The 21,097-nt window shown below is 33.2% G+C and carries 19 protein-coding genes; 13 read left to right on the top strand and 6 right to left on the bottom strand.

The features are described from left to right. The first annotated feature begins 172 nt into the window (after positions 1 to 172). Complete coding sequence (locus IHE43_RS11805) at positions 173 to 901, top strand: DUF4386 domain-containing protein (RefSeq protein ID WP_192188105.1); 729 nt, start codon at positions 173 to 175, stop codon at positions 899 to 901. Between the two features lie 204 nt (positions 902 to 1,105). Here IHE43_RS11805 and IHE43_RS11800 read toward each other — a convergent pair whose 3' ends face one another. Together IHE43_RS11800 and IHE43_RS11795 are read right to left on the bottom strand one after the other, a co-directional pair. Next, complete coding sequence (locus tag IHE43_RS11800) at positions 1,106 to 1,804, bottom strand: LytTR family DNA-binding domain-containing protein (protein ID WP_192188104.1); 699 nt, start codon at positions 1,802 to 1,804, stop codon at positions 1,106 to 1,108. Further along, the gene (locus IHE43_RS11795; RefSeq protein WP_192188103.1) at positions 1,804 to 2,841 is read right to left on the bottom strand and encodes a sensor histidine kinase; all 1,038 of its coding nucleotides are present in this window, start codon (positions 2,839 to 2,841) and stop codon (positions 1,804 to 1,806) included. Before IHE43_RS11795 ends, IHE43_RS11800 begins: the two co-directional genes overlap by 1 nt. A 163-nt stretch (positions 2,842 to 3,004) precedes the next feature. Here IHE43_RS11795 and IHE43_RS11790 point away from each other — a divergent pair, with 163 nt between their 5' ends. The 8 genes from IHE43_RS11790 (at position 3,005) to IHE43_RS11755 (ending at position 14,841) form a co-directional block, all read left to right on the top strand. Continuing rightward, complete coding sequence (locus IHE43_RS11790; protein WP_192188102.1) at positions 3,005 to 4,390, top strand: TolC family protein; 1,386 nt, start codon at positions 3,005 to 3,007, stop codon at positions 4,388 to 4,390. Between the two features lie 12 nt (positions 4,391 to 4,402). Further along, positions 4,403 to 7,684 carry an efflux RND transporter permease subunit gene (locus IHE43_RS11785; RefSeq protein WP_192188101.1) on the top strand — a complete coding sequence of 1,094 codons (3,282 nt, stop codon included), beginning with the start codon at positions 4,403 to 4,405 and terminating at the stop codon, positions 7,682 to 7,684. A 104-nt stretch (positions 7,685 to 7,788) separates the two neighbouring features. Then, complete coding sequence (locus tag IHE43_RS11780; RefSeq protein WP_192188100.1) at positions 7,789 to 8,877, top strand: efflux RND transporter periplasmic adaptor subunit; 1,089 nt, start codon at positions 7,789 to 7,791, stop codon at positions 8,875 to 8,877. A 726-nt stretch (positions 8,878 to 9,603) separates the two neighbouring features. Continuing rightward, positions 9,604 to 10,722 carry an SIR2 family protein gene (locus tag IHE43_RS11775; protein ID WP_192188099.1) on the top strand — a complete coding sequence of 373 codons (1,119 nt, stop codon included), beginning with the start codon at positions 9,604 to 9,606 and terminating at the stop codon, positions 10,720 to 10,722. A 167-nt stretch (positions 10,723 to 10,889) separates the two neighbouring features. Further along, the gene (locus IHE43_RS11770; protein ID WP_192188098.1) at positions 10,890 to 11,417 is read left to right on the top strand and encodes a hypothetical protein; all 528 of its coding nucleotides are present in this window, start codon (positions 10,890 to 10,892) and stop codon (positions 11,415 to 11,417) included. A 272-nt stretch (positions 11,418 to 11,689) separates the two neighbouring features. Further along, positions 11,690 to 12,925: a hypothetical protein gene (locus IHE43_RS11765; RefSeq protein ID WP_192188097.1), complete on the top strand. Its 1,236-nt coding sequence runs from the start codon at positions 11,690 to 11,692 to the stop codon at positions 12,923 to 12,925. A gap of 11 nt (positions 12,926 to 12,936) precedes the next feature. After that, on the top strand, positions 12,937 to 13,530 hold the full coding sequence (locus IHE43_RS11760) for a hypothetical protein (RefSeq protein ID WP_192188096.1): 594 nt from the start codon (positions 12,937 to 12,939) through the stop codon (positions 13,528 to 13,530). A 582-nt stretch (positions 13,531 to 14,112) separates the two neighbouring features. Then, entirely contained in the window at positions 14,113 to 14,841 is a 729-nt protein-coding gene (locus IHE43_RS11755) for a hypothetical protein (protein ID WP_192188095.1), read from the top strand. 233 nt (positions 14,842 to 15,074) lie between these two features. Here the strand turns inward: IHE43_RS11755 and IHE43_RS11750 are convergent, their stop codons facing one another. The 3 genes from IHE43_RS11750 to IHE43_RS11740 form a co-directional block, all read right to left on the bottom strand. Then, positions 15,075 to 15,623: a type 1 glutamine amidotransferase domain-containing protein gene (locus IHE43_RS11750; protein ID WP_192188094.1), complete on the bottom strand. Its 549-nt coding sequence runs from the start codon at positions 15,621 to 15,623 to the stop codon at positions 15,075 to 15,077. Between the two features lie 494 nt (positions 15,624 to 16,117). Further along, positions 16,118 to 16,351: a hypothetical protein gene (locus tag IHE43_RS11745; protein ID WP_192188093.1), complete on the bottom strand. Its 234-nt coding sequence runs from the start codon at positions 16,349 to 16,351 to the stop codon at positions 16,118 to 16,120. Positions 16,352 to 16,612: 261 nt separating this feature from the next. Further along, entirely contained in the window at positions 16,613 to 17,758 is a 1,146-nt protein-coding gene (locus IHE43_RS11740) for a hypothetical protein (RefSeq protein ID WP_192188092.1), read from the bottom strand. A 313-nt stretch (positions 17,759 to 18,071) separates the two neighbouring features. On the opposite strand from IHE43_RS11740, the gene IHE43_RS11735 reads away from it, so the two are divergent. From IHE43_RS11735 to IHE43_RS11720, 4 genes are read left to right on the top strand one after another with little or no spacing between them, the layout of a single operon-like run. Beyond that, the gene (locus IHE43_RS11735) at positions 18,072 to 18,554 is read left to right on the top strand and encodes a hypothetical protein (RefSeq protein ID WP_192188091.1); all 483 of its coding nucleotides are present in this window, start codon (positions 18,072 to 18,074) and stop codon (positions 18,552 to 18,554) included. Between the two features lie 31 nt (positions 18,555 to 18,585). Next, positions 18,586 to 18,948, top strand: coding sequence for a hypothetical protein (locus IHE43_RS11730; protein ID WP_225585481.1), 363 nt, complete (start codon positions 18,586 to 18,588; stop codon positions 18,946 to 18,948). A 59-nt stretch (positions 18,949 to 19,007) separates the two neighbouring features. Then, on the top strand, positions 19,008 to 19,613 hold the full coding sequence (locus tag IHE43_RS11725) for a hypothetical protein (RefSeq protein ID WP_192188090.1): 606 nt from the start codon (positions 19,008 to 19,010) through the stop codon (positions 19,611 to 19,613). 34 nt (positions 19,614 to 19,647) lie between these two features. Beyond that, positions 19,648 to 20,421, top strand: coding sequence for a hypothetical protein (locus IHE43_RS11720; RefSeq protein ID WP_192188089.1), 774 nt, complete (start codon positions 19,648 to 19,650; stop codon positions 20,419 to 20,421). Positions 20,422 to 20,587: 166 nt separating this feature from the next. Here IHE43_RS11720 and IHE43_RS11715 read toward each other — a convergent pair whose 3' ends face one another. After that, positions 20,588 to 20,797 carry a hypothetical protein gene (locus tag IHE43_RS11715; protein ID WP_192188088.1) on the bottom strand — a complete coding sequence of 70 codons (210 nt, stop codon included), beginning with the start codon at positions 20,795 to 20,797 and terminating at the stop codon, positions 20,588 to 20,590. Between the last annotated feature and the right edge of the window lie 300 nt (positions 20,798 to 21,097).

Below are 21,097 nucleotides of genomic sequence, written 5' to 3'. Positions count from 1 at the left end.
ATCAAATCAGCGTATTAAAATTACTACTTTTTTTATAACAAAAACTAGATTTTAAAGATATTTTTTACACATAAGCTTATTTTTAAAAAGTATAAATACACTTTTAAAAAAATGTTAAAAAATCAGTAACAAACTGAGAATTAATACGTCTTACCTTAAACTACCAACCACTATGAAATTTAACCTTAAAAAATTTGAAGATTCGCCTCAGCTTTATATCAGAATTGGCGGAATACTCTATCTCATTATCATAATTGCCGGCATATTCGGACAACTTTTAGTTCGGAATAAATTATTGGTTTATGGAGATCCAACTATGACTGCCAACAATATTATCCATTCAGAATTTCTATGGCGAATCGGAATTGCGGGCGATTTAATCATGCACATTTTCGACCTGCCTATTATGATTCTTTTGTATTACTTATTGAGACCCATAAATAAAAAACTGGCTTTACTGAATTTATCTTTTAATTTAATTCAAACCGCAGTATTGGCCCTCAACAAACTAAATCTTCTGGCTGCTTTATTTTTCCTTGGAGATGCTGAATATTTAAAATCATTTAGTCACGATCAACTGAATACCTTATCGTATTTGTCTATTAAATTACACGATTTTGGATTTGCCATCGGATTGATCTTTTTTGCATTTGTTTGTCTTATCGAAGGTTATTTGATCTTCAAATCGGGTTATTTGCCAAAAGCTTTGGGAGTCATGATGGCAATTGCAGGCTTGTGTTATGTAACAAACAGTTTTGCGTTAATTCTTGCGCCAGAATTTTCTAATCTTGCCTTGTTATTACCCTGCTTTATTGCAGAATTATCATTGACTCTTTGGTTTATTTTTAAAGGCGTAAACCTGACGGTCTGGAAACAAAAAATGCTAAAAAATTCGGTATAAAAAATATACAAATCAAAAAAGCCTGCGAAAAATTGATCTTCTACAGGCTTTTCCTTAAATAACTGAATTAGTAAGCAGTATTTTTTTGAATTGTGAATTGTGCAAGTCTAATTTCTTTTTAAATCTTAAATTTTACATCATCCATCTTGCCTCTGACATCTGCCTCTTGCTTCTTGCATCTAGCTTCTTGCGTCTAACAATTCATTATTTTTTAATCCGATCAGAGAGTTCTCTTTTATAGGTAATCCCAATGGGGAGTTTTTCATTTTTAAGGATCACAAAGTCCTTTTCCGTAGCATCAATTTTATCCAAAGCAACGATATACGATTTATGAATGCGCATAAAACTCTTTTCCGGCAGGCATTTTTCTAATTCGCTTGTGGTTATTGAGGCCAAATACGTTCTTTTAATTGTGTGCAGTTTCACGTAATTCCCAAAACTCTGTGCGAATAAAAGCTGGTCTAATTCAATATCCATAAAATAACCATCCACTTTTACACTGATCGAATTTACAGTTACTTCCTCTTCTTTCACTTTTGCATTTTCTGTTGAAAAAAATCGGTCTATCGCTTTCAAAAATCTCGGAAAATAAATCGGTTTCAAAAGATAATCAATCACGCCATAATCATAGCTTTCTAATGCAAATTCAGAATAAGCTGTAGTTAAAATAGTATGAGGATGATTCGGAATAATCTTTAATAATTCCATTCCTGAAATCTCCGGCATATTAATATCCAGAAACATCAAATCGACTTTATTTTCACGCAGGTAATTCATCGCTTCGATTCCGTTATAACCCTGAAAAACAAGTTCCAATTCGGGATTTTGTTTGATATAATTCGCCAAAACATAATGTGCCGCCGGCTCATCATCTACAATAATGCATTTTTTGGTTTCTTTCATTACACAAACTTTTTCAGTTGTAATTTCAAGTCTACGATGTAGGTATTTTTATCGTCCTGAATATTTAATTTATAGTCTTTTCCGTAAAGTAAATTCAAACGTTCAATAGTGTTTTTCAAGCCGATTTTAGTCGAAACAACATCTGTTTTTTTATTAGGAATTGAATTTACAACATGCAAATGCAGTAAACCGTTTTCGACCGTAACAATAATGCGGACAAAACATTTTTCAATCGCGCAGGTTCCGTGTTTAAACGCATTTTCTATAAAAGCAATCAACAACATTGGCGACACTTTATAAGCATTTTCATTGTCAATTTTACAATCGTAAGTAATGTCACAACGGTATCCAACACGTTCTTTTTCGAGTTGGACGTAACTGTTTATAAATTCCAGTTCATCTTCTAAAGATACGCATTGTTTGTTGTTACTTTCCAATTGATAACGCATCAATTGCGACACTTTCATAATCAAATCCGGCGTTCTTTCCGGAAATTCTAAACTGATTCCGTAAAGCGTATTGAAAGTATTGAATAAAAAATGTGGATTTAATTGCCCTTTTAAGGCATTCAACTGCATTTGGTTGAACAATAATGTTTCGTCAGTTTGTTTTCTGTGAATTCTGTAGAATTTAAAAACGATAATCGGACTCAATATACAAACCAAAGTTCCTAAAACACTGGCCAATTGATACACATAACTTCTTTGATGCGAGTTTTGATACAAGCGGCAATTGCTGAACATATCGAGCATTGTGATCTCGTACAAAATTAGCGAAAACACGAACACTCCAAAAAGCGTTAAAAAAATATAAGTTAAAGGACGTTGGGTTTTGAATAATATCGGAAGAAGAAAAAAACGATTGAACTGGGCGTGCATATAGAGAATGAAATAGAAAAAAATGCCCATTAAGACTGATGTAAGTGAACTAAATAACATCCAGTCATTTTTTAAAGTATATATGGTAAAGGAAAATGCGACGACGGCAATCTCCTGCCACCATTTGTTATCCAATATGTTATCAAACTTTTTATTCATTTTAATTTTTAAATAGTTTACAAATTAACCACAAATATTTAATTATTATCCCCAATAAATGACAAATTCAATTGGTCATTTTTAATTGCATTACATCATTTAAGAAGGCTTATATCCGCGTAAGAGAAATAATTTTGGAATATAATTTCACACTTTGAGTTTTATGTATTTCAAAAAAATTACTTTATTATTTTTCTTGATTTTTGCCTCAATTGGTTATTCACAAACCTTGTCTTTAAAAGAAGCGATAAAAACAGGTCTTGAAAACTACGGTTCTATCCGGGCAAAAAGCAATTACACCAATGCCTCGCGCGAGACGCTGAAACAATCCAAACGCGATTACTTGCCGAATCTGAACTTATCAGCTCAACAGGATTACGGAACGATCAACGGGCAAAATGGTGCTCTTTACGGATTAAATGGTTTGGCCGCTGCTTCTTCAGGTCCTGCTTTACCAAACCAAAACTGGAACTCCGCTTTTGGTGCCCTTTATTTAGTCAATATGAACTGGGATTTTTTCACTTTCGGAAAAGCAAAGGAAAAAATCAATTTGGCTAAAGTTGATGTTCAGGCTAAAGAAAAGGATTTGCAACAGGAAATGTTTCAACAGGAAATCAAAATTTCTGCAGCTTATTTGAATCTACTGGCAAGCCAAAGATTATTAATCTCTCAGCAAAAGAATTTAAGCCGCGCAGAAGTTTTCAAAAAGACAGCTGTTGCCCGGGTTAAAAACGGATTATTGGCTGGTGTCGATTCTACATTGGCTACAGCCGAAGTTTCAAAAGCTAAAATTTCTTTGAATCTGGCTCGTAATTTCGTCAAGGAACAAAACAATAAACTAGTCGATTTAATGGGTGTTGCGCCTCAGGATTTCAAAACAGACACTTTGTTTGTGAATCAGATTCCGAAAGCCATTTTAACAGCCGAAAAAACTACTGATAGCCTTCATCCTTTACTTCAATATTACAAAACAAGAATTGATTACAGCGATCAGCAAACGAAATTATACAAACGTTTTTATTACCCAACCATGAGTGCATTTGGTGTTTTACAAACCCGTGCTTCTGGTTTTGATACGAATTATGTTCAGGATCAGACAGCTTTCACCAGAAATTATTGGGATGGCGTAAATCCGGATCGTTCTAACTATTTGGTCGGAATTGGAATCAGCTGGAATTTGACCACTCCGTTTAGAATGAGTAGACAAGTAAGTGCTCAGAAATTCGTTTCTCAGGCTTTGAAAGAAGAATACAATCAGGCGGACAGAGAATTAAAATCGCAAATGAGTTTTGCCGAAGATAAAATAAAAATCACGCTGGAGAATTTTGCCGAAGCGCCAATTCAGGTGAATGCAGCTCAAAAAGCCTACCTGCAAAAATCGACTTTATACAAAAACGGATTAACCGATTTAACCGATTTGACCCAAACTATGTTTACGTTAAACCGTGCCGAAATTGACCGTGATATCGTCAACAACAATGTGTGGCAATCGTATTTGCTAAAAGTAGCCGCAACAGGCAATTTCGACTTATTTATAAATGAATTTTAATTATAAAGCCTAATGAATTTAATACGTTTTGCACTCCGCAAACCCATCTCCATATTAGTTATGGTGGCTGGTTTATTTTTCTTCGGAATTGGTGCCATCAAGGACATTAAGGTAGATATTTTACCAAAAATGAACTTGCCGGTAATTTATATCGCGCACCCTTTCGGAGGTTATACGCCAGACCAGATGGAGGCTTATTTTGCCAAGACTTATGTCAACATTTTACCCTTTGCAAACGGTGTAAAATCAGTTGAAACCAAGAATATTCAGGGGTTAATGATTATGAAATTAACCTATTATGAAAACACAAATATGGCTCAGGCTGCTGCCGAGCTGAGTTCACTTTCGAACAGAATCCAGGCGGCTTTTCCTCCGGGAACACAGCCTCCGTTTATCATTCGTTTTGATGCTTCTTCGTTGCCAATCGGGCAATTGGTTTTGAGCAGTAAAATCAGATCGAACAATGAATTACAGGATTTAGCCAACGTTTACGTTCGTGCGTCGTTTACTTCGATTCCCGGATTATTATCACCGGCACCTTTCGGCGGAAGCCCAAGAACAATTGAGGTTAACGTTGATCCGGATTTGTTGCGTTCGCACAATATGACACCGGATCAAATTGTGGAGGCGATTCGTATCAACAATCAGACGGCTCCATCCGGAAACGTTAGAATGGGGAATACCAATTATATTACACCAACGAATAATACGATTAAAGAAGTTAAAGATTTTGAAAATATTCCGTTGTTTAAAGGAAGCGTTCAAAACTTAAAATTAGGCGATGTGGCAACCGTAAAAGATGGTGCCGATATTACACAGGGTTACGCTTTGGTAAACGGAAAACGTTCGGTTTATATCAGTATTGCAAAAGCCGGAGATGCTTCGACCTGGGATGTGGTTCAGAAATTGAAAGCCGAATTGCCTAAAATTCAGAGTACACTTCCGGAAGACGTAAAATTATCATACGAATTTGACCAGTCGGTTTATGTAATCAACTCGGTTAAAAGTTTAATTACAGAAGGAATTATCGGTGCGGTTTTAACCGGATTAATGGTTTTATTATTCTTAGGTGACAGACGTGCGGCTTTGATCGTAATCTTAACCATTCCAATTTCGATTATTTCCGGAGTTTTATTCCTGAAATTATTCGGGCAAACCATCAACTTAATGTCTTTAAGCGGACTGGCTTTGGCAATTGGAATTTTGGTGGATGAAAGTACCGTAACAATCGAAAATATTCACCAGCATCTCGACATGGGAAAACCCAAGGCACTTGCCATTTGGGATGCCTGTCAGGAAATTGCGTTGCCAAAATTATTGATCTTACTTTGTATTCTGGCCGTATTTGCTCCGGCATTTACGATGGTTGGTATTCCCGGAGCGTTGTTCTTGCCGTTGGCTTTAGCAATTGGATTCTCAATGGTAATTTCGTTTTTATTATCCCAAACTTTTGTGCCTGTAATGGCCAACTGGTTGATGAAAGGACATGCAAAACACGAACATGGTCCGGAAATTACAGATGATGAAGCAGAATTTAATAAGTGTGGATTAACGCCGGAATCTGAAAAACAACTGATCACTCAGAAAAAAGATTACGTAGAAAGAACCGATACAGATGGAAACGGAAAAATTGGCGCTTTCGAGCGTTTCAGAATTCGTTTTATGCGAACTTTAGATCGATTGTTTCCATACAAAAAAACAGCCGCTTTGGTCTATCTTATTTCTGCTACAATTTTGGCTGTTACCTTTATTACTTTCATTGGAAAAGATGTTTTCCCGAAAGTAAATTCAAGTCAGTTTCAGCTAAGAATGCGTGCTCCCGATGGAACCCGTTTAGAGCGTACCGAAGAAAAAGCTGTTATTGTATTGAAAGAATTACAAAAAATGGTGGGTAAAGAACATATCGGAATTTCCTCTGTATATGTGGGGCAACACCCGTCGTTGTTCTCGATCAACCCGATTTATTTGTTCATGGCTGGTTCACACGAAGCAGTATTTCAGGTGAGTTTGAAAGAATACCATGTGGATATGGACGAGTTTAAAGATGATTTCAGAGCCCGAATTAAAAAAGTATTACCAGATGTAAAACTTTCTTTTGAGCCAATTGAATTGACAGACAAAGTTTTGAGCCAGGGTTCTCCTACTCCAATTGAAGTTCGTATTGCAGGAAAAGACAAAAAACGAAATGAGTTATACGCAAATCAAATTGTAGCCAAACTACAGAAAATAGCCTATTTCAGAGATGTGCAAATTGGCCAGCCAATACACTATCCGGCAATGAATATTGATATTGACAGAACCCGTGCTGCCGAATTGGGTGTGGATATGAATGATATTTCAAGATCGCTTGTCGCTTCAACCTCATCTTCAAGATATACGGAGAAAAATACCTGGATCGACGAAAGAGCCGGATTGTCCTACAACGTTCAGGTTCAGGTTCCGTTAAACCAAATGAAAAGCAAAACTGATATTGGAGAAATTCCGGTATTGAAAAATTCGCTTCGTCCGGTTTTAAGTGACGTTGCTAAAATTACACCCGGCTTTGTAAGCGGTGAAAATGACAATTTAGGGGCTATGCCATACATTACTGTTACAGCAAACATCAACCAGACTGATTTGGGGACGGCGGTTAAAGATGTGAATGCAACAATAAGCTCATTGGGAGAATTGCCACGTGGTTTGTTCATTTCTCCAATTGGTTTAAGTAAAGTATTGGAAGAAACATTAAGTAGTTTACAAGTAGGATTATTGGTTGCCATTTTTGTAATCTTCTTAATGTTAGCCGCTAATTTCCAATCCTTCAAGGTTTCGCTGGTTATTTTAACAACCGTTCCGGCGGTAGTTTTAGGAGCGTTATTAATGTTAACTATTACAGGTTCAACCCTAAACTTACAGTCGTATATGGGAATCATCATGTCGGTTGGGGTTTCGATCGCGAATGCCGTTTTATTGGTTACCAATGCCGAGCAATTGCGCAAAATAAACGGAAACGCCTTAGAGTCGGCACGTGAAGCTGCGGCGCTGCGTCTTCGTCCAATTATCATGACTTCGGTGGCGATGATTGCCGGAATGTTGCCAATGGCAATTGGTCATGGCGAAGGTGGCGATCAGGTTTCTCCGTTAGGTAGAGCGGTTATTGGCGGATTATTATTCTCGACCTTTGCCGTATTGCTAATCCTGCCACTTATCTTTGCGTGGGCACAAGAACATACAACGACACAATCGGTTTCTTTAGATCCTGAAGACGAAGAAAGCATCCATTATATCTCATCATTAAGTAAGTCGAAAGTTTGAAAGTCATAAAGTTGAAAGTCCAATCGTGGTGAAAAAAAACTTTGATACACTTTTATTCTTTACGTTTTTTATTAAACAAGACAATAATTATATAAAACCAAAAAATGAACACTAAAATTATAAAATATAGCGCGCTGTTTTTTGCAGCACTATTTTTCCTGAACAGTTGTAATTCTAAGAAAGAAGAAGCGCCTGTTGCAGAATTGGAACCTAAAACAGAAACGTTTCTGTTAGAAAAAGAAAAACTAACAACCGAATTGCGTTTGCCGGCCGAATTAACCGGTTTTCAACAAGTAGATTTGTATGCTAAAGTAAGCAGTTTTGTAAAATTACTTAAAGTTGATATTGGTTCAAAAGTAAAAAAAGGACAGCTTTTGATTGTTTTAGAAGCTCCTGAAATCAGTTCGCAACTGGCTGCAGCCGAATCAAGATTAAAATCGATGGAAGCTATTTACGCCACGAGCAAAAGTACCTACAACCGTTTGTATGAAACCAGCAAAGTGGAAGGAACCATTTCTAAAAATGATTTAGAAATGGCCAGCGGAAAGAAAAACTCTGACTACGCACAATATCAGGCTGCAGTTGCGGGACACAAAGAAGTTTCGATTATGAGAGGTTATCTTGAAATCCGTGCTCCGTTTGATGGTGTTGTAGCGGCAAGAAACGTGAATTTAGGAACATTTGTAGGTCCGGCAGGAAAAGGTTCAGATTTGCCTTTATTGACGATTCAGCAGCAGGATAAATTGCGTTTGGCGGTTTCTGTTCCGGAATTGTACACGGGATATTTACACACGGGCGACGAAATGAGTTTTAATGTAAAATCATTGCCGGAAACCTTTAAAGCAACTATCACAAGAATGTCCGGTGCTTTAGATTTAAAATTACGTTCGGAGCGTGTAGAAATGGACGTTCAAAACACTAAAAAAGATTTATTACCCGGAATGGTAGCCGAAGTGCTATTACCGCTTAACGCGAAAGACAGCACTTTTGTAATTCCGAAATCGGCTTTGGTGAGTTCTGCTGAAGGTACTTTTGTAATTAAAGTAATCGATCACAAAGCCACAAGAGTGAATGTAAAAAGAGGAAGAGAAATCGACGATAAAATGGAAATATTTGGCGACTTAAATCGCAAAGACAAACTGGTAAAAATTGCCAGCGAAGAAACTAAGGAAGGCGATATCATAAACGAATAACCTGCGTTTTGCTTTCTGTTTAGTGATTACCAAAAACTGTACGCATCTTCGAATGCGGCATTCTAAAATTTGATTTGGTTTTAGAATGTAAATTAAAATTTTCCTAAGAGGGCGGTGCTATTAGTGCCGCCCTCTTTTTGTTTTGGGAGGTTTCGCAGAGATTCGCTAAGATAGCACGGTCCCGAGGCTTCGGGACGCGAAGGTTTTTTTTGGTTTGTGAATTAATCTCGTAGTCCCGATAGCTATCGGGAGCAAAGTCGCAAAGTTTTTTACTCTCATTTTTTGTCATCCTGATCCCGAGGCTTCGGGAGAAGGACCACACTAGAAACTCCACAAAGATTGGCGAATCACTATGCGCAGAATGGATTAAAAAATTCCATAAGCATAATCTACAAGTACAGTTTGTCATTCCGAGGAACGAGGAATCCCCGTAAGTAGCTCGACAAGGATTGGAATTTTAATTTGAAGCTATTCCTGCTGTTCCTTCCAATCTTTTGTAGTGAACCCCATCACAAAAGGATTTTCCTCCCGACACTTCGGGGCTAAGGGTTTAGTTTTCATAATGAATAATCAGGTATAAGTACGTGGTTGTTTAGATTGGTAAATTGATATTTTTGCCAAAGAGAGTATGAAACAAACTTCTAAAATAAAGCCAAATTTTATTATAATTAGTAAAGGTTTGTTTCGACATATAGCAAGTAACTTGCTATATTAAAACATAACAATATGAGTACAACTTATACATTATCTTCAGAATATCTTTCAAAAGAAAAAATTGAAGAGGCATTTCGAATATTGAATAATGCTAAAACAAAATCTGATTTTATAAATAACCTTCCTAAGTCGAAAGCGATCTCTAGAAAACAAATTGTCAAAGAGTTAATAGAACATTACGAGAAAGAAAAATTAGTTTTTGTTTTGGGTGCGGGAGTTTCGATGAGTTTTGGTTTACCTAATTGGGATACTCTACTTCAAAAGCTGATGATTACAACAATTGAGAAAGAACAGAATGTGTCAACAGTTCTCTCAAAACTTTTCACAAATGTTTTTTCTCCTAGCCCATTAATCGCGGGTAGATATCTACAAAAATTTTACGATGATAAAAATTTGTCGTTTGAAAATGCTGTTAGAAAAGTCTTATATGCTGAGATTGATATAAATAAGAAATCTCTATTAATGGATGAAATAATCAATTTTTGTGTTTCTCCAGGAAAAAGTCCTAATTTAGATAGCATTATAACATATAATTTCGATGATATATTAGAACAAAGATTAGTGAACGTTGGTGTTGAAGTACCGCATAAACCAATTTATGGAATTGGTATGAACCCAGATGGCCACTTACCTATATTTCATGTTCATGGATTTTTGCAACAAAATGGGGAATTAACTGAACAAAATCAAATAACTTTTGGTGAACTTGTATATCATAAGCAATATATTGATATTTATAGTTGGAATAATATAGTTCAGATCAATAAATTTCGCGATTCGAATTGTCTTTTTATTGGATCTTCACTAACTGATCCAAATACTAGAAGGTTACTTGATATTGCAAAGAAACAAAATGGCGAGAATGAAGGAAATCATTATATTTTTAAAATGCGTCATAAGGAAGATATTGTCAAAATTAAATTGCAAAGTTTACTTAAAGAAAACAAAGAGCTTTTAGGGGAAAAATCTTCTGCTGAACTAAATTTTGATGAAACAGTAAAATTTCTAATTGAAATTATTGAAAGATTCGAAGAATCAGATACTACTTCTTTTGGAGTGAAAACCATTTGGATCGATAAATGGGATGATATTCCTGAAATTATGAAGGAAGTAAGATTACGCAAAAAATAAAACAACAGATAACAGCGGCTATATGCAATTGCTGCTTTCGGTAAATTGAACATTTTATTTTCATAACTTCGTTTGCGGTAACAAAGAATGCTCTGATTCGAAATCCCACAACTTACGTGTAGTCGCGAAACGTTAGCAGAAATCATACAACACAAATAATCTAAAAAATGATACAAAATTCATGGAAAGATCCTGTATGGAGTAAAGTAATATCTGCAATAATAATATCTGTTGGAGCATTCTTTATTTCCTTTACATATAGCCAACTAACGGATTTAACAATTAAAGAATCTTTTCTTGTTCTCTGGAATTATAAAATATTATTAGGTCCAACTATAATAATTCTAATTTTGCTATATTTAATTGTTTCAATAATTAAATCAATTAGAAGACGGAAACCTAATAATTCGAACAAACTTGAAAATATATTTCATAAAAAATACAGTAAATATGTAGATTCTGAAAACAAAGTTACTTATCGTTTTAATGCGTATATAAGTAGTTATAACAAATTTCCTTTTATTTCTGAATTAAGAGTCTATTGTAACAATCACAATCCAGAGGCTTTAATGAAACCTTATAGTGGTTGTAATAGACAAGGTTGTATACATTTAAATAAAGGATATAATGAAACAGAATTAAAACAAGAAATAGAAACATATCTTTTGAATGAATGGGAAAAAATGAAAGCCTAAAACCCCGCTCCGCAAAGTCTCCCGACTTTGCGTTTTTTTATCAGTTCTTAAAAAAAAGTCTCCCGCTCGCACGAGCGTCTCACTCGTGAACGCAAAGAATGGCTACAATCTAACTTAAAAATTAAAATTTGGAAATCCTTACAAAAGTTTTTTATGTAAATAAAAACTTATTTTGATATTTTTTAGGCTTTTTAGTCGGATTCTTCTTTCTTCTTTTATCTAATTTAGGGATAAATAATTGTAAGAATTTAACCAATTAAAACCTTTAAAAGATGAAGAAAAAAATTAAAAAATTATCAGTTTTACTATTGACCTTACTTGTCGCTTTCTTGCTGGCGAAGTGTGCCCACGATGAGCAAACAGGAAACAATGGCGTAGCACAAAATTCAGATGTCAATGCTGCGAAAAAATGGTTTGCAAAGTATGAATCGAGTAACGAGAATTATTCTTTATTTCAAAACTTAGATTACGATTGGGATGAAGCAAAACTTACAACTTCAGAAGACGGAACAAAGACCGTTATTGTGTCCATTAATGAATTGAAGAGCGACCCACGCGATTTTTGGGAACAAAGATTGTATATTTACAAAACAGGCAAAGAAGTTTATAGAGCACTAGTTTACGAAATTTATACAAATAAATATGTTGAAAAGAAAAACCAGTCTTTAGAAGGTGGCAGCTTTACAGGATATATTAGTGTTTGGGATTTAAAAACTGGTTTTATCAGAGCCGCTAGATTTGAAAACAATAAAGTTGTAGAAACTGGAACTGTTGAAGTTGTAGACTACTCACAGAGAAATATAACGAACAAAGCACCAATCGAAGCGCCTTGCATATACGCTGATTTTGGCGATGGGGGTTGCGGAGGCAAAAGTAACGGAGGCAACGACACAACACTAAACGGTGGTGTATTAAGAGATGTTCCTGTATTTGGACCTAGTAATGGAACTCAAGGGAGTCCTGTTGAATATTATGGGCCACGGTCTCCTGTAATTGGTGGTGGTGATACCGGCAATTATACTTCGCCAAATGGTGGTGGGGCGAGTACTGGTGGTGGTGGAACTAGTACGGAAGCTACTCCTCCTAGTTGTGAAAGTTTTAACTTCTTAAAAGTTGCTGGGCTTTGGCAAGAATCAGCTGTTAAAAATATTTATTTTAGAGTGATTTTGGTAAATGAAAAGGGACTTGAAATACTTCATGTAATTAGCTACTCACAACCTGTCCTTTTTGGAACTCCAACAAATGTACTGGTGGGTAATACAAATATAACAGCTGGAATAGCCGCTAATTCCTCGGCAAAAGTTTTACGTGATACAATGCAGGAGGTTATTGATAAATATGGAGGACAAAGGGTATCCGAATTGACAGTAGATCTCTATTTTAGAGAGCGATTAGAAAGAAATTATCCTTTAGCTATTCCTGGTGGTAGGGTACAATTTAATTCAAAAACAACATTGTCTGCGACGGAATATAAAACTAATTTCTTATATTCCAGTGATTGTAGATGAAAATAAAAGTTATGAATGAAAAAGATTTAAAAAATATAGTATATGCATTTTACCCTAAAAATATAAGTTATAATGCAGAAAATGATAGGTATATTGTTACCGAGGAGTTTCAAAGATTAAATCAGGTAATAAATGATTTTGATTGTAAGTACAAAAAATCTATTTCGGAAAAAATTCTAAAAGAGTTTGAAAATGATTATACATTGAAGAATTTTCAAGATTTTACATTGTTTCATTGGGGGGATAGATGTATGACATTTAATTTGAGTATAATAGAGAATAGGGAATTGTATACAGTATCATTATTAATTAGTGTTTTAGCTCCTTACTATACTATTAAATGTCAAAAAAATATGATAGAACTACTTTTCTCTGAATCTAGAATTGCAGAATTGGAAGAAAAGAATTTAGAGAAAAGAAATTTAAAAGATATTATCTTAAAAATTGAAAGCATTGTAGAGGAAAAATTACTTTATAATAAATTTCCTAATGAAATTCTTAATCTTATTGTGGAAGATATAAGTTTTCAAGAAGCAGAAATTGGATACTTCAAAATGTTTAATGCTTTTTTTAATAATTTAATGATGACAGAAAATGAAGAATAAATTTTTAGTATTTCAAGCCATCGGTATTTCAATTTTTGTGTTTTTTTATTTTACAAAATACTATTTTGATATTTTTATTTATGATACAATTTATATTATAAGTTCTTTTTACATTCCGTTGCTTATTCTGCTAATTGGAAATATTTACTTTTTTGTTAAAAAGGTATTAGTAAAAAGATAAAATTGTTTAATTCAGTTTAAAAAATTAAGACCTCGAAAGAATTTTTGAGGTTTTTTTATGCAAAGTAATTGCTAATATTTGTGTATTTAATCCTGCCCTGCTCCGCAAAGTCTCCCGACTTTGCGCTTTTTTATCAGTTCTTAAAAATTCAAAACGCAATAAAAGTCTCCCCCTCGCGCGAGCGTCTCACTCTTGAACGCAAAGAATGGCTACAATCTAACTTGAAAATTAAAATTTGGAAATCCTTACAAAAAATTTTTATGTAAATAAAAACTTATTTTGATATTTTTTAGGCTTTTTGATCAGATTCTTCTTTCTTCTTTCATCTAATTTAGGGATAAATAATTATAAGAATTTAACCAATTAAAACCTGCTGTATATTGTAATTAAATTATTTTCTTATGAATAATAAATTTGTAAATATTAATATTGATGATCTTTCTCACAACTTTTCGGAGATAAGTGATTGTATAAAGAAATATTATCCAATAGGACTAACAAGTGAAGATGAAAATTACTTTTCTTATTCAGGAATAGTTGCATTAAATAAAATAATTAAAAAAAATAGTATAGTAGATTATTATGAAAAAGAATGGAATATTGGTTTTTTGGAAAAATTAAAATCAAATTTTCCTGACGTATATGGCACAACAGCGGGATTAGTTCCCAATTTTTCGGGAGTTGTTAGATTAAAAAATACTTTAGAGAGTAAAACAGAATTACATTTTTATAAAAGCTTGATAGGGAATTATTTTACTATTGAAGTTTTAGAGAACATCCATAGTAAGGAAATTTCACATCCACTTTTTGGCAAACGAAAGATTTGGGCTATTGAAAATATAATTGTTTCACCTGTTGGAGATTATGAAGAAGTTTTTCTTAAAGTATATCAATCAATTGTTGATAAATATAAAGGAGTTAAATTCCTTCCTTATATTTTTGATTTATATAAAGTAAACGATTTATACGTTCCCTACAACTCAAATAATAAAGAGGTAACTATTGCTGGAGCATTTTTTCAAAAATTTTCTTCTTATGATGAATCAATTACAATAATAGGGGATATCAATTACCATATTAATCGATTAAAAAAAGATGGCGACAATACTCAAAATTTACCCCGCTCGTGAACGCAAAGATTGGCAGGAGCCCCGTTGTACGATGTGTTCTTCCCAACCGTTGCGCGAACATCTCTGACTTCGCACCCGCAAAGTAATTAAATCCTCAACCACATGAATTGGAGAATAGAAAACACCGATAACTATTTAATTACGAGTAATTAAACTGGAAATAAAAAAAAATGCAAGACCAAAATTGGTCTTGCATTTTTTGTAACTTCATAAATCTAAATAAAAAAATCTTTTTACACTGTCTGACGTTCGTGTTTTCCTTCTTTAATTTCTTCCACCATTTTTTTATTAAAAGCGGGCAAATCATTCGGATTTCGGCTGGTCACCAATCCATTGTCTACGACTACTTCTGAGTCTTCCCATTGTGCTCCGGCATTTTTCAAATCGTTTTTAATAGAGAAGAACGAAGTTACTTTTCGACCTTCTAAAACATCTGCATCTACCAGAATTTGAGGACCATGACAAATGGCTGCTACTGGTTTTTTACTTTTAAAAAAGGAACGTACAAAATTTACTGCAGCCTCTTCTCTTCTCAATAAATCTGGGTTTATAACTCCTCCCGGAAGAACCAAAGCATCGTAATCTGCTTCATTTGCCTGATCTAATACTACATCAACATTATATTCCTTGCTCCAATTACCGTCTTTCCAGGCTTTGATAGTTCCTGATTTCAAACTGATAATATCGGCATTCCAGCCTTGCTCTTCGAGATAGGCTTTAGGCGATGATAATTCTGATTCTTCAAAACCGTTTGTTGCTAATATGGCTATATTCTTTTTCATAATTTTAAATATTTAAAACGTTATTAATTTGATTTAGCTAAAATTAGTTATTTCAGACAGCCAGCAAAAACAGAGCATGTTAAACCTTTCTTTAATAAAAGTTAATTAATTGATATTCAAATTATTATTAAAAATTAAATTGAAATTATATAAGATTGATGTCACTTTAGTTAATTATTTTATAGGATGAAAGCTAAGAAATAATTGTATAATATTCCTTTACCTGACAGCTTCTAAAAACCCCTATCAAGATGGCAAATCTTTGTCGAGCTACTAGCGAGGATTTGCTTCGCCAGTTTCTATCGCTCTAGTCTCGTTCCTCGAAATGACAAAAATGAGTATAAACTTTGCGAATCTCTGTGTTAACTCTGTGAAACTCTGTGAAATTAAACTTAACGTTTTGCATGATTATTTTTTAAATTTCAAAACCTAAAATAAAAAACCTCGGTTTTAAAAATCGAGGTTTAAACTTTATTCAAATTCTAAAGAAAATTCTATTCCTTATCCAAATAAGGATTTAAGATTTCGGCTAGTTTATTCAGCCAATAATAGCCGTTTTCTAAATTGGCAATTTCGTTTTGAAGCGTTTCATGTTCTCTCATAACGCCTAAAGCGAGTATATAATTGACTTGCCTTAGTGTCTTAGCCATAGTTTCCGGCTCTATTGTTTCGTTGAAAAAATTCATCAGCCTGGTTTCGGCTTCTTTTGAAAGGGTGTTTGTACTCATAATATCTTTAAATTAGGAATAATAAAACCCTTGCATGTTAGTGTTCCTAACACCTACGACAGCGTTTACGGTCGTTTCCGATACCGCACACATAATACAAAGGCAATTTCATTTAGTTCTTAATGTGAAGATTTAAGAACTTCAAATATAAGAAAAATCATTAAAAATATATTCTTTTTCTTACAATATTTATTATTCTAACAGAATAAATCTTCTATGAAACAAACTCTCTTAACCTACTGGGAAGGAAAATACTTAAAGCTAATTTAAACTTGGATCAAGAGGAAAATCTTTAATAAGAGTAAAAGAATAAATTTCATCATTCCTTTTAACAACTATTTCTAATCTGTCCAGCCAGCTAGGGTCAACAAAAAATGGATCTCTTTCAAAATTTTGTTCTACAATTTGTTGCTTTAAATCATTGCAAAAAACAGCAAACATTTTTATGAAATTACTTCTGTAATTCTCAAAAGCAGGAATAGCACGAAAATGAAAATTAATTCCTGTTTTTTTTGATAAAGTAATAACCATATCAATATTTTCAGGTCCGGTAACAACTAATTCATCGTACTCAGGAAGTGCAACACGTGTGTCGTCACCATTTAATTTTAAAGCATATCCTAGTTTTCCTAAAATGTATGAATAACAATCAGAACAATTGGTATGGTATTCTTTCAGAGCGCCTAGTATATCAGATTCATCAAAGGTCATTTTCTTTTCTCCATTCCACCATAGAAAATATTCCTTTAACTTTTCACCTTCAATTTTTTGACCTTCATCGTCTAAAGTAAAACTATTTGAATCAAAACTTACAAATTCAATTTCTTTTTCTTCATCTTTAATTGTATCTGGATCTGTGGTAGCATAATAAATTAGATCCTCGAATCCTTCGTCTAAAAAATAGTTCTTTAATTTATTTATATAATGTATTGATTCTGATCTATCGAACAATATAACGGCATATTTTTTATAATCGTCAATTACAATTCCATGTGTTTTAATAATTCCTTTTGCAAAAACTTTTTCAATACAAAAACTAGTAGCGAATCTGTCTTTTGATTCTAGTAAAGAGCTTCCAAATGAATTTTCAACTGATTTACTTGTTTTTGTTAAAAGCCATTGATTTAATTTACCTATTAACACCAATGAGTTAACCATAAACATTCTTTTTCTCAAAATAACATCTCCTGTTTTTTCATCAAATGTATTGCTGAATTCTTTATTACTACTCAAGAAATCATTGATAACCACAGGCCAGTGTTCAGGAGCATTTGTAAAAAAAGGATCGCCTGCTGGTGGAATAGTTTGCTCTATTTTTTGTTCAGGTATTATTCGCTTTCCTGAATTTGTTGTTAATGGAGTTGGTGTAGGCATATCACGCCCAAATAATCTTGAAAAGAAACCCATAATATTATAATTAGTTATAGCTGTTTTTAAATAGAATTTATAAAGAATAAAATGAGATTTTAAATCTTTCGTTTTAGCTAATATAGAAACATTTTCAATTAAAAAAATGAATATTTTATAGAATTCTTTGAATATAATTTCTAAATTCTACGAAGTAATTTTTAATAATATTACGATAATACAAGAATGTCAAAAATCTTTCTAAAAATTAAAATTAGCCAAAAATAAATATAACATTACTGAAAAAAATGCTTTCTTTGAATTACGACCAGAGAGAAGCTCGTGCCAACAGAATAACGTTATACGACACTTTATGAAAATCTATCTTAGACTAGTATTGCTTTTAACATGTTTACACATTAGTGCTCAGGAAGACACTACGGGTATCAGGATTGACACTGTTTATAACAACTTACTCAACAAAACACCAAAAGGCTTTCGAATTAATGAAGCTAGTAAACCCAAAAACAGATACTTCGAATTCAATATGAATTCAATAGGTGGATTAGAAACCATTTATGGTTTTCAAAAAGAATTAAAGTTGAATGCAATAGAGATAAACTGGCTGAACGAACAAATTGATCAAATTGCTTTAGCTTTCTATTTAGAAGGAAAACCTATTTTAATCAGAGCAGTTGGAGGTTATGACGGTTGTCCGGATGAAAACATTTATACCGAAAAAATCAAAGCTAGCAATGTAACCATATTGAACTTTTGTTTTACTTGTACAGATTCAAGAAAATTAGATGATTTTATTAGTGTTTTTAATAACAGAACTAATTCGTTGTTGAGATAAAACAGCTAACACAAAAAACAATCAAGAAAACATGAAGAAAATTAATCAAATCACTCTAATTGCTATTGTAATACTATTTCTGTTTTTTGGACTACGCGGAAAAATATCCGGTGAAAAGTTCGATTCTGAAAAATGGAAAACTGCTGATTTAGCTTTAGAAGACAATTGGTCATTACGCTGGGATATGATGAATAGTTTGCGAAACAATAATAACTTAATTGGAATGTCTAAAACTGAAATCATTACTTTGTTAGGAAAACCAGACGGAAGTTTAACAACAGGAAGTACTTTTAAATATTATCTGGGTTACAGTCATACAGGAATAAATACGGGATCACTAGTTTTAACGTTCGATAATGGAATTGTCTCTGAAATAAGTGTCTGGCAAGGATAAAAAAACAGAAAATAGAAGTAACTAAATTAAAAAACAACTAAATATTCCATTAAAAATTTATGGCTGATAATCCTGAAGATTGGGAGAAAAAACAAAAAGATTATTTAGCGGTAGCTATATTATGCTTAATTGTTGGAACATATTTCTTTATGAAAGTGATAACCGGAAGTTACATAATAAAACAATCAGACCTTGAAGTTTATGAAAATCTAATAACTTCCCAAGTTCCTAAATTCAAAGAAACTAAAGGAAAACGTGGTCGAAGATGGATAGAATTCAAATGTGTAGATAACTGGTCTACTTTTGAGATAGAAAATTTTGATTATCGTTGTGCCAATAGAAATGAAATACTTAACGAAATAAAAGCGGGAGATACCATTTCAATTGCGATTTTAAAAGAGGACATAGAAGACTTTGATGCTGAAACTGCTTGTAAAATTCATTCACTTATAAAAAACGATAAGGAATATTTAAATATCCAATGCAGAAATAAAGTGGATAATAAGGATGGAAAGATGGGGTTTCTATTATTATTTGCAATCTCTATTATGACAGCAATAGTATATTCTTTCTCTCAAAAACCTAAATTTTTTAATGAAGTTAGTCCAGAAATCATAATTGGGATCATAGTTGTAATACTTTTTATTATTCTGCGATCCAATTAAATTTCTTTAAAAAATAAAACCTACCTAAATAAATATGGATACAATTCTAATTCTTTTTGGAATACTAATGTTCGTTCTAGCACTAATACCTGTTGGGGCAATCGCATTTTTAATATTTTATGTCATAAAACGATCAACAGAAAAGAAAACACCTCAATTTTTACAAAATGAAAAAGTAAAAATGGAGGAAAAGGTACAAGAATTAAAAAAGGATATTCAGAATTGGAAAAATTATACACCACAGGATATAACTAATTATCTGACCTATTCGTTTGCAAAATCAATGTCAAACAGATTAACGGGGCATTTATATTCAAATGATGGTTCGGCTATAATAGCCTTCCAAAGAATAGACAGAGGACTTTATGCTAATACCAGAATAGTTGCAAGCTCTACTGACTTTAAAATTTATATTGAATTTTATAACAATGAAAAGATGTTCTTTTTTGATGATGTTTATTTAGGTAAAATAATAAACAACTCGATAATACTGGATTCGTTACACAAACAAATTGGAATTTGCAATCGACAAAACTCATCTAATCAACCTTCTTATAAAATAGAAATTCATTCAAAAATAATAGCGGAAATAAATAGAAATTCAGACCGAAAAACGATTGTAAAAACTCAATATTACAAGCCAAGCAGGTCTGGGAGTAATTATAAAACCAGGCTGGATTTTAGAGAAGCCGGACCGTCTTATTCCTTAATACATTCGATTGATACCACAGATAGCGAAGACTTAAAATGGATAATTTCAATTGCTGTCTTTGAGTCAATTTACTATGGATTTGATTTTGTTTCATAAGGATTTACTAATTTTTAAAAAATCAAACCTTCTTATGAATCGAGTCCCCTAGCCCTGATAGTCCCGAGGCTTCGGGAGGAAATCCTTTTGTGTCTCGTTTCTTTAACGAGACACAAAAGATTGTAACGGATAGCGGGATCAGCTCCTAAAACTTCTAAAGCGTTATCTAATTTTTAAAATTTTCAACTCGTCTGGTATATATATTATTACCAAAAATAATTGCTGACATTACGAACGGAACAAAATGAGAAATTTGCCAAAAAAGAGCTACGCCTGTTTTTAATCCTTCGTCTAGAGTTTCGAATATACCCAGACCAATAAAGAACAAGCAAAGAACAAATAGAGCAAATTGAATTTTATAATTTATTTTGATCATAGGGTTTTGTTTTTGTAAAAATAAGATAAATATGTCAAAATATCTGATGTAATAAATTTTAAAAACCTATTCTTAAATGAGAAAATTTTGTTTTCAAAAGCCTTCGACTTCGCTCAGGGTGACAATTGTGTTTACTTAAAAATGAGAATAAAAACTTTGCGACTCTGTGCCTTTGCGAGATTAATTCACAAGCCTTAAACAAAAAACTTTGCGAATCTCTGTGCCTTCTTCGAGCAGCTCTGTGAAACCATAAAACTTTGCGTCTTCGCGACTTTGAGAGATTAATTCACAAGCCTTAAA

The organism is Flavobacterium sp. MDT1-60 (assembly GCF_014844035.1).
In the GTDB taxonomy this organism is placed as follows: domain Bacteria; phylum Bacteroidota; class Bacteroidia; order Flavobacteriales; family Flavobacteriaceae; genus Flavobacterium.
This window is presented reverse-complemented; position numbering and strand designations above follow the sequence as displayed.

What these genes read in the sequence shown, in the direction of transcription:
- IHE43_RS11805 (WP_192188105.1), top strand. Translation starts at nt 173, where the DNA reads ATGAAATTTAACCTTAAAAAATTTGAAGATTCGCCTCAGCTTTATATC.
- IHE43_RS11800 (WP_192188104.1), bottom strand. Translation starts at nt 1,804, where the DNA reads ATGAAAGAAACCAAAAAATGCATTATTGTAGATGATGAGCCGGCGGCA.
- IHE43_RS11795 (WP_192188103.1), bottom strand. Translation starts at nt 2,841, where the DNA reads ATGAATAAAAAGTTTGATAACATATTGGATAACAAATGGTGGCAGGAG.
- IHE43_RS11790 (WP_192188102.1), top strand. Translation starts at nt 3,005, where the DNA reads ATGTATTTCAAAAAAATTACTTTATTATTTTTCTTGATTTTTGCCTCA.
- IHE43_RS11785 (WP_192188101.1), top strand. Translation starts at nt 4,403, where the DNA reads ATGAATTTAATACGTTTTGCACTCCGCAAACCCATCTCCATATTAGTT.
- IHE43_RS11780 (WP_192188100.1), top strand. Translation starts at nt 7,789, where the DNA reads ATGAACACTAAAATTATAAAATATAGCGCGCTGTTTTTTGCAGCACTA.
- IHE43_RS11775 (WP_192188099.1), top strand. Translation starts at nt 9,604, where the DNA reads ATGAGTACAACTTATACATTATCTTCAGAATATCTTTCAAAAGAAAAA.
- IHE43_RS11770 (WP_192188098.1), top strand. Translation starts at nt 10,890, where the DNA reads ATGATACAAAATTCATGGAAAGATCCTGTATGGAGTAAAGTAATATCT.
- IHE43_RS11765 (WP_192188097.1), top strand. Translation starts at nt 11,690, where the DNA reads ATGAAGAAAAAAATTAAAAAATTATCAGTTTTACTATTGACCTTACTT.
- IHE43_RS11760 (WP_192188096.1), top strand. Translation starts at nt 12,937, where the DNA reads ATGAATGAAAAAGATTTAAAAAATATAGTATATGCATTTTACCCTAAA.
- IHE43_RS11755 (WP_192188095.1), top strand. Translation starts at nt 14,113, where the DNA reads ATGAATAATAAATTTGTAAATATTAATATTGATGATCTTTCTCACAAC.
- IHE43_RS11750 (WP_192188094.1), bottom strand. Translation starts at nt 15,623, where the DNA reads ATGAAAAAGAATATAGCCATATTAGCAACAAACGGTTTTGAAGAATCA.
- IHE43_RS11745 (WP_192188093.1), bottom strand. Translation starts at nt 16,351, where the DNA reads ATGAGTACAAACACCCTTTCAAAAGAAGCCGAAACCAGGCTGATGAAT.
- IHE43_RS11740 (WP_192188092.1), bottom strand. Translation starts at nt 17,758, where the DNA reads ATGGGTTTCTTTTCAAGATTATTTGGGCGTGATATGCCTACACCAACT.
- IHE43_RS11735 (WP_192188091.1), top strand. Translation starts at nt 18,072, where the DNA reads ATGAAAATCTATCTTAGACTAGTATTGCTTTTAACATGTTTACACATT.
- IHE43_RS11730 (WP_225585481.1), top strand. Translation starts at nt 18,586, where the DNA reads ATGAAGAAAATTAATCAAATCACTCTAATTGCTATTGTAATACTATTT.
- IHE43_RS11725 (WP_192188090.1), top strand. Translation starts at nt 19,008, where the DNA reads ATGGCTGATAATCCTGAAGATTGGGAGAAAAAACAAAAAGATTATTTA.
- IHE43_RS11720 (WP_192188089.1), top strand. Translation starts at nt 19,648, where the DNA reads ATGGATACAATTCTAATTCTTTTTGGAATACTAATGTTCGTTCTAGCA.
- IHE43_RS11715 (WP_192188088.1), bottom strand. Translation starts at nt 20,797, where the DNA reads ATGATCAAAATAAATTATAAAATTCAATTTGCTCTATTTGTTCTTTGC.